This window comes from Pedobacter sp. (genome assembly GCF_040513095.1).
Lineage (GTDB): Bacteria > Bacteroidota > Bacteroidia > Sphingobacteriales > Sphingobacteriaceae > Pedobacter.
Genome location: NZ_JBEVDX010000020.1, coordinates 1 through 8,735 on the forward strand (window position 1 = coordinate 1; position 8,735 = coordinate 8,735).

Genomic DNA, 8,735 nt, shown 5'->3' on the forward strand with positions numbered 1-8,735 from the left:
CTGCGTATCCAGATCAGTTACTTCTGTCAGATACTTTGCAATCTTGCTCTGCAGGTTCACAAAATTAAAAGGCAGTACATCGGCATTGGCCAGGCGCAGAACCGCTCTACCGGCAAATTGCGAAAGTGCCAGACCATAACTGAAACCCGGATCTTTGAATTTGATGTAGTTCTCGTAAGAATCGTAATTGGTATGGTATTCACCACCCTCATCTTCACCTCCAAAACCCAGGTTCAGCGATGGGATGCCCATATGCTGTAGAAAGGCTGAATAATCTGATCCTGTGCCTAGTGCACCAATATCCAGCACCTTTTTAGCCATTGCTGTTTGTTTTGCTTTGGCAGATACTGCGCTTACAGCCTCGGCCGCAATTTTACGATCAAAAATGCTAACATTGGTTTGGGGATCGTTCACCTCATGGGCAACCTCCGAGATCATATTCTCCAGCGCATGCGAGCCTGCAGCTTCCAGAAAGCCTCGGCCGTTGCCGTCAGAATTGATATAGGCCACTGCCTTTTTATTCAGTTCCGCAGCATGCTGCTCCACCCATTCCGTAGAACCAAGCAGTGATTGCTCTTCGCCATCCCAGGCAGCATATACAAGACTACGTTTTGGCCGGATACCCTGTTTTGCCAGCCTACCAATAGATTTTGCTTCTTCTAGCAATGCCGCCAGGCCACTCACCGGATCTGCTGCACCATTTACCCAGGCATCATGATGGTTACCGCGGATAATCCATTCATCCGGATATTTGCTGCCTTTCATTTTTGCAATCACGTTGTATGCCGGCACAATATCCCAGTTAAATGCTACATTCAGTCTTACGGCAGTAGCCCCGTCACCTATATGATAGGTTACAGGCAAACCACCACTCCATTCCGAAGGCGCTACCGGGCCTTTCAATGCGGCAAGCAGTGGCTGCGCATCGTGGTAACTGATAGGCTGCACAGGTATCTTTAAGATTGTCTTAGCTTCTTCTTTGGTCAGCCTTTTGGCATCCTTAGTAGCACCAATATTTGGTGTAAGAGGATCTCCGGGGTAAATTACCATGTCCATCACAGAACCACGCTGTACAGCAAATTCGGGCTTAAATGCCCCTGCAGGATAAGTATCACCCTTTACAAAACCATCATCTTTAGGGTCTGAATAAATCAGGCAGCCTACAGCACCATGTTCGTAAGCGATTTTGGGTTTCACCCCTCTCCATGAATGGCCATATTTGGCTATGACAATTTTGCCCTTCACATCTATACCCAGGCGCTCCAGTTTAGCGTAATCCTCTGGTAGCCCGTAATTGACAAAGATCAGTCCCGCCGTCACATCACCGTCGGCACCCCAGGCATTGTATGGCGACAGTTGCCCCTTCTGCGAGGTTGAAGGATCCGAAGCAATTGCCTGTTCTTCCAGCACGGCCTGATATTTTACCGGGGCCAGTAACTCAAGTGATCTGCTTTTTGGTGTCGGAAACAAAACATAATAGGTCTCTATCCTTGCGTCCCATCCGTAACTTTTAAATTTATCAAGAATCAAGCCGGCTACAACCTTGCCTCTTGCCGAACCCAGGTGGTGCGGGGATGAGGAAAGTTCTTTTATCGTTTCGCCAATATTTTCCCTGCTCAGACCAGCGTCGAATTGTTTTTCCATTGCATATTGCGCCGTTTTGTCCGCCGATTTAAAGCCAGTTATTGGAACCGTCTGGGCCATCAGGGAAACCCAAAATAAATTGAGGGAGCTGAAGATGAAGAGTCTTTTCATTGTTTAGGTTTTACAGCGATGAAGATATAATTTTCCCGTTGATATTGGAGAAATACTCTACAAAAACAGTAGTTTAAAATAAATACATCGGGAACTGATATTGTTGCTAAAATATTTTAGCATAGAATTATTCAGCCTAAAAACGAAACATATTCATCCATAGGATTATAATTGAGGAACCCGAGTTAAAAATTTGGTTTAATTTGGGGTATTTGCGAAATTGCAAAATGTTATTAGCTATCTTAAGATCCGTACAATAGCTATTGGTTGTAACTACCAATGCTTCTAAATCAATCAAAGACGAATGGAAAATACTTTGGCAGCAGGTTTTATTTCTCCCGACGATAAAAAGCGGGTTGAAGCACTTCAGCGTTATCAGATTATGGGAACCCCTCCTGAACAAACGTTTGATAACATTGCCAGGCTAGCTACCCAGATCTTTGATCTCCCTGTTTCTCTGATTTCATTCATTGATACGGAGAATGTATTCCTGAAATCCAACCTGGGCGTAGAAGAGATTCGCAACAGCCCGCGAAGCAACAGTATATGTACAATGGCACTGGGCACTGACGAAGTCATGGTTGTCGAAGATATCCCTAACCTGAACCAGCACCTGATGACTGATCCCCTGCTGGTAGCAGAAATGGGTTTTAAGTTTTATGCCGGTGCACCGCTGATTACGCACGACGGCTTTACTATTGGAACAATCTGTGTAATAGGCCGTGAAAAACGGACCTTCTCGGAAAAAGAAACAAATATGCTTAAAGGGCTCGCGCGGATCGTCATGGACGAAATTGAGTTACGCCTGCGCGGCATATTCGACGCAGAAAAGAAAGCAAAGGACGCTGCCAGGCTGGCGCAGTTGAATTTCAATAACCAATCGCTTATTGCCAAAGCACCCATGGCCATTGGTGTTCTTAACGGCAGGGAGCTGAAGATAGAGCTGGCAAACCCCATCATCCTCGAAGTTTGGGGCAAAACAGATGAAGTTATTGGTCAGACCCTGGCCCAGGCACTCCCTGAAATAAAGAGCCAGGGATTTCTTCAGATCCTTGACAATGTATTTACTTCAGGAACACCTTTCTACGGGAAAGAAGTTTGTGTTTCGCTGGAACGAAATGGTAAACTGGAAGATGTATATTTCAATTTCGTCTACCAGCCCTTAAAGGACGGGGATGGAAACACCACCAGCATCATGATCGTGGCCAATGAAATCACAGAAGAGATGAACGCACGCAAAGCTCTGCAGACCAGCGAACGGCAGCTCGAAAACATGGTGATGCATTCTGCTACAGGTATGGCGATCTTTACAGGAAAGGAATTGATTGTTGAGACGGCAAATCAGCCAATGCTGGATATCTGGGAACTGGAAGCGGATGCAGTTTTAGGAAGGTCATTGCTGGAAATCTTCCCGAATTCTGTTAACCCGGGCTCAACAGATGCAATTCTTGAAGTTTTCGGCACCCGGGAAACAGCTACATTTCCGGAAGTTGAAGTAGTGATCCGGACACCCGGCGGCCCAAAGCCTATGTTCCTGAACATCATCTACGTTCCGGTTTTTGATGATGAAGGTGAGGTGGATCAGGTGATTGCATCAGTGAGTGATATTACCCAGATCGTAAATGCCCGTAACCTGCTGGAAAAACTGGGAACGGAGAAACAGGCTACCAATGACATCCTTCTCTCAACCATTCAGGACTTGACAGCTGTCAACCAGGATATGATGAACACGCATGACGACCTGACGACTACGCATGAGCTGATCAACAAAATGCTCAGTGGCCTTCAGGATAGTCAGCCAGGCTTGCTGCATTCCCTTGAGAAGATAGAAGAAAGTGTAAAAAAAGCAGAAACAGCAGTGAAAACATCAGCCGAGAATACTTCTATCGGCATCTGGCATGTAGATGTGGAAACTATGGATTGTACCACCTCTCCCGGACTCAGGAAATTGTACGGTTATCCTTTAGATCAGGAGATCAGCTGGCCAATCGCAATGACCCGGATTGTTGACGGATACGCAGACAGAATGCTTGAGGCCATCCATAAATCAATTGAGCTGCAGCAACCATTTAGTTTTGACTTTCCATTATATGCATATGATGGTCAGCCTTCAAAATGGCTGAGGGCTTTTGGCAAACTCGATTACAATGATGGCAAACCCACACATCTTTCCGGTGTAACTATTGAAATTCCAGACCCTGGGACTCAAATACAGAATTCGCCAGTCTAATTTGCTGTGTTACAGAATGAATAAAATGATTGGGCGGTATCAAAACCTTTTTTGCGACATTTCGCGTATATCTAGTACACATACTGATGGTATAAGCAATACGGATGGAAGAACAACTCGCCTCAACTGAAGAAAATACAGTAAACCCCAAACCTCTCAATGATTTACAACGGGTGGCTGCGCTCAAACGCTATCATATAGCAGGTACTTCGCCAGAAAAATCTTTCGATAATATCGCTAAGCTGGCAGCGCAGTGTTTTGATCTGCCTATTGCCCTCATCAACTTTGTAGATACCGAACTTGTATATGTCAAAACCAGTATGGACATCAGGGGCGCAACGGTAGCCAGTCCAAGAGGTTCGAGTTTGTGCTCTCTTGCAATGCTCAATACCGATGTTACAGTGTTTGAGACCCTGCCCAGCGCAGATCCCTGTTTCCTGAGCAATTCTATGGTAGCAGCAGAGATGGGCTTTCAGTTTTATGCAGGAGCCCCTCTGATTACCTATGATGGATTCAGTATCGGCACCATCTGTGTAATGGGCTATGAGAAACGGACATTCTCCGATAAAGAAAAGGAGATGCTCCAGAATATGGCAAAGATTGTGATGGATGAAATTGAGATGCGCATAAAGGGTATCTCAGAACTGGAACGCGGACTGTATGAAACAGCGGCGCAGGTACAAAAGAATTTCAGCCACCAGACCATCATATCCGATGCGCCTATAGCCATAGGGCTCTTCACCGGACAGGAAATGATCATTGAGATCGCGAATGTGAAGATACTTGAGCTTTGGGGCAAGACAAAAGAAGTTATCGGTTTGCCGCTCAGACAGGGTTTACCGGAACTCGAAGGCCAGGGCTTTCTTGAAATACTCGATAATGTACTCAGCTCCGGGAATCCATTTTACGGAACTGAATTACATGTGATGCTTCAACGCCACAATAAAACCGAGGAAGTGAGCTTCAACTTCGTGTATCAGCCGGTAAAGAATCCGGAAGGTCAGACTACCGGTATTATGGTAGTTGCTACAGAAGTTACTGATCATGTAAATACAAAAAAACGCCTGGAATATATATCGATTGCCAATACAGAGATGCTTGCGAATCATATTGATCTGGCCAATCATCATCAGCGTTTGAAAGAAAACCTGAATGCAGCAGCACATGCTGAGCCAAAAATTGACCTTTCCATTCTTGCGATCGAAGAAAGCCTAAAAAAAATAGAAGAAGCATTACGCCTGGTCCAGGCAACAGCTAAAACATAATTCCACACTTCTGGCCGAAATATTTGATAAAAATCTCCATGGTCACTACCATGGAGATTTTTATCAAATACACAATCGCTAATCTGTATGGCTGATCACTTCTTCATCCCTTTCAATTGCGGGTGGAATCAGTTCGTAAATGATAGGCGTTACGATCCTCGACAGCAGCGTTGAACTGATCAGCCCACCGATCAGCACGATTGCCAGTGGCGAGATCAGCGGATTGGTGGAAATTGCGATAGGGATCAGTCCGCCGATAGCGGTAAGCGAGGTGAGCACTATCGGTAAAAACCTCACTTCCCCTGCCTCACGTATCGCCTCCTGCAGGCTCATTCCCTGCTTTCGCAGCTGATTGGTAAAGTCTACCAGCAGGATCGTATTCTTCACTTCTATTCCCGCAAGGGCAATCAGTCCTACTACAGCAATAAAGGACAGCGAATTCCCTGTCAGCCAGAGTGCAACTGCCGCTCCTACAATACCCAGTGGTATAACAGACAGGATAATCAGCATACTTTTAAAAGTTTTAAACAGGAGTACAAGTACGGCTATAAACATAAATACCGTCACCAGGATGATGCTCAGGAAACCGCCAAAGGAGTTATTCTGCGATTCCAGTTCACCACCCATTTCGTAACTGTAACCCGCGGGCAGTGGCATCTTATCCATTTTTTTGATTACCTCCTGTATCACACGGCTTGCCAGGTAGCCTTTCCGTACGTCGGCCTGTACCGATACCACACGTTTTTTCTCCTGGTGGTTGATGATTGCAGGTGAGGCTTCCAACTGCAGGTCGGCCACCTGGTTCAGTGGCAGAGCATTGCCCTGTACATTGTTCACATACAGGTTGCGGAAAGCATCCAGGCTGGGCCTGCCCTCTTTCATACGGGTAAGCATTACAGTATAGCCATACTTATTGTCGTTGTTATAGTAAGTACCCATATTCAGTCCCGTCACAGCCAGTCTGGCAACCTGGTCCACATTCACGGTAGAAACACCCTGCTGCTGTGCTTTCTCCTTGTTTATCGCAATCCGGATATCACTTTTTAGCAGGCTTACCGGATTTTTGATATACATTGTCCCCGGTTCCTGCCGCAGCATTTGCTCTACCTTCAGCGTTAATGCCCGAAGCGTATCCAGGTTATCGCCAAACAGGCGTACTTCAACAGGGGCAATTACCGGCGGGCCCTGTTCAAAGTTCTTTACTTCTACCTTTGCCCCGGGATAATGTGCCCAGCGTTGCTGCAGTTTACTGATCAGGAGCAGCTTATCATCAGGGTTAGTCTCCTCATCCAGCTGCACAAACAGCTGTGCAAAATCATTACGGTTATTTTCAGGGATCACATTGTAATAGATCCTGGGATTGCCCCGGCCAACATTTGATGCGTAGTATTTAATCAGCGGCTCGCGTTTAAGCTGTTGCTCTATCGTCCGGGTTACGGTATCGGTATAAGGCAGATTAGACTGGCTCGGGGTAGTAATATTGATCAGGAACTGTGGTTTCTCTGAAGCCGGGAACAGGCTAAAGCCAATCACACCAAAAAGGTATATCGATGCAGAAAAGAGTACTACCGCAACCCCGATGGTGAGGAAAGGCCTGTTTAAAGCTTTATCCAGCAAACGGGCATAACTGCCATGGATCAGCTTTTTCAGTCCGCGCATCAGGAAGTTGCCCTCAGGGTTACCTGCATGGTTTTTCAACAGGCGGCTGGACAAAAACGGGATGATCGTCAGGGAGACAAACATAGAGGCCAGCACACAAAAGATCACCGCCAGCGGCAAACTCCTGATGAAATCTCCGGACCCTTCAGGTAAAAATACCAGGGGCATAAAGGCAATGATCAGCACTATAGTACAGCCTACAACGGCCATCCCAATCTGCCTGGTTGCCATCAGCGTAGCTTCCAGCCGGCTGTGCCCTTCCAGCATCCAGCGCTCAATATTCTCTACCACCACGATGCTGTCATCCACAAGCAAACCGAGTGCTACAACCAGGCCTACTATACTCAGCTGGTTAAGGTTAAACCCAAACAACTGCAGCATTACAATCCCGATCGCCAAGGAAAGCGGAATCGAGATCATGACAATCACTGCAGGGCGGAAACCCAGTGGCAGTAAAGTTACGGCCACCAGCAGAATGGCTATGATAAAATCGTGACTTAATCCCGTCAGTCGCCTGTTCACGTTATTGGCCTGGTCAAAATTCTGCACCAGATCGATGTTTGCAGGCAGCTGTTTTTTGAAGTTTGCCAGCGCAGCCTTGTATGCAATCTGCGTCTTGCTGATATTTTCTTTTTCTTTTTGGGCAGCTACCACAAACACACAGCGGTGACCATTTAAGCGGGTTATATGTTGTTCCTCGCCATATCCGTAGTATACACGGGCGATGTTTTTGAGGACAATATTCTTTCCTCCGGCAGAGTATACGATTGTGTTATTTACTGCATCCAGCGTTCTGTAATCGTTCGACTTAATGTTGAAGGTCTTCTTCCCTGCATCGACACTTCCTCCGGGGATGCTGGCCATTTCACTGTGCAGGCTGTTCATCACGGCGCTTACCGGCAGATGCATCTGTGCCATCTTTTCCAGATCCAGCTCCACCCTCACCTGCTGCCCCGGTAATCCAAAAATCTGCACCTGTTTCAGAGAGGATATTTTCTCCAGATCGTCCTGCAGTTTCTCTGCGAAATACTGCAGCTTGCTCCTGGCGGCATTCTCCGAAACGAGCGCAACCTGCAGCACATCCACATCTGAAGGCTGTTGCTTCTGGATTTCTATACTGGCAATATCAGCCGGCAGCTCCGGGCGTTTGCTGTTTACCTCACGGACGATCTCCTGGTATTTCGATTCGATGTTACTGCTGTAAACGTACTCCACACGGATTACGGCTACACCATTGGAAATACTTGAACGCACCTTTTTGATGTCATCAAGATTGGAAATGGTTTTTTCCAGTGGCGTTACCACGCGGTCCTCAATATCCCTCGGACTGGTACCCGGGTAAATGATGATTACGGAAAAAGCCGGCGCATGCATCTCCGGATCTTCCGACCGCGGGATGTTCAGCATGGTGGTTACGCCCAGTACGATAATCATGATCAGTATCACCAGCGTAAACTGACCGTTTTTTACGGCATAGTCTGAAATTTTCATTTAGCGGAAGTTTTAGGGGTTTGAATAGAGATATGACTCTGGTCTGTGAGGTAAGCAGAACCGGAAATGATCAGGGCAGCGGCATTTTCCAGTCCATGGGTAACGGTTACGGTATTCTTGTCAATCCCGCCGACCGTCACTTTCACTTTTTGCGCAGTTTTGCGGTCGTTGGTCACAAATACATATCCGCTGTTGCCATCACCATCAAGTAATGCCTCATAGGGGATCTGCCAGCTACCGCTTCCGGTTCCTGCCTGAGCACCTTTTCCCGACCCGGATGGTTCTATGACTGCCTTGCCAAACATACCCGCTGCGATAGCCCCGGGCTTTTTGCC

5 protein-coding genes are annotated in these 8,735 nt (G+C 46.8%); 2 read left to right on the forward strand and 3 right to left on the reverse strand.

Annotation, left to right across the window (positions count from 1 at the left end; all coding sequences use genetic code 11):
• On the reverse strand, window positions 1–1,755 hold a 1,755-nt coding region (locus tag ABWY16_RS03250; RefSeq protein WP_353903216.1), incomplete at its 3' end, for a M28 family peptidase.
• 304 nt (window positions 1,756–2,059) lie between these two features.
• Between ABWY16_RS03250 and ABWY16_RS03255 the strand changes: the two genes are divergently transcribed.
• Both ABWY16_RS03255 and ABWY16_RS03260 read left to right on the forward strand, forming a co-directional pair.
• The gene (locus tag ABWY16_RS03255; RefSeq protein WP_353903217.1) at window positions 2,060–3,985 is read left to right on the forward strand and encodes a PAS domain-containing protein; all 1,926 of its coding nucleotides are present in this window, start codon (window positions 2,060–2,062) and stop codon (window positions 3,983–3,985) included.
• A gap of 104 nt (window positions 3,986–4,089) precedes the next feature.
• Window positions 4,090–5,250 carry a GAF domain-containing protein gene (locus tag ABWY16_RS03260; protein WP_353903218.1) on the forward strand — a complete coding sequence of 387 codons (1,161 nt, stop codon included), beginning with the start codon at window positions 4,090–4,092 and terminating at the stop codon, window positions 5,248–5,250.
• Window positions 5,251–5,328: 78 nt separating this feature from the next.
• Here the strand turns inward: ABWY16_RS03260 and ABWY16_RS03265 are convergent, their stop codons facing one another.
• Both ABWY16_RS03265 and ABWY16_RS03270 read right to left on the reverse strand, forming a co-directional pair.
• The gene (locus ABWY16_RS03265) at window positions 5,329–8,400 is read right to left on the reverse strand and encodes an efflux RND transporter permease subunit (RefSeq protein ID WP_353903219.1); all 3,072 of its coding nucleotides are present in this window, start codon (window positions 8,398–8,400) and stop codon (window positions 5,329–5,331) included.
• Window positions 8,397–8,735 (reverse strand): permuted SH3 domain-containing protein (locus ABWY16_RS03270; RefSeq protein ID WP_502930981.1); only part of this gene is annotated, 339 nt, incomplete at its 5' end. The genes ABWY16_RS03265 and ABWY16_RS03270, both read right to left, overlap by 4 nt.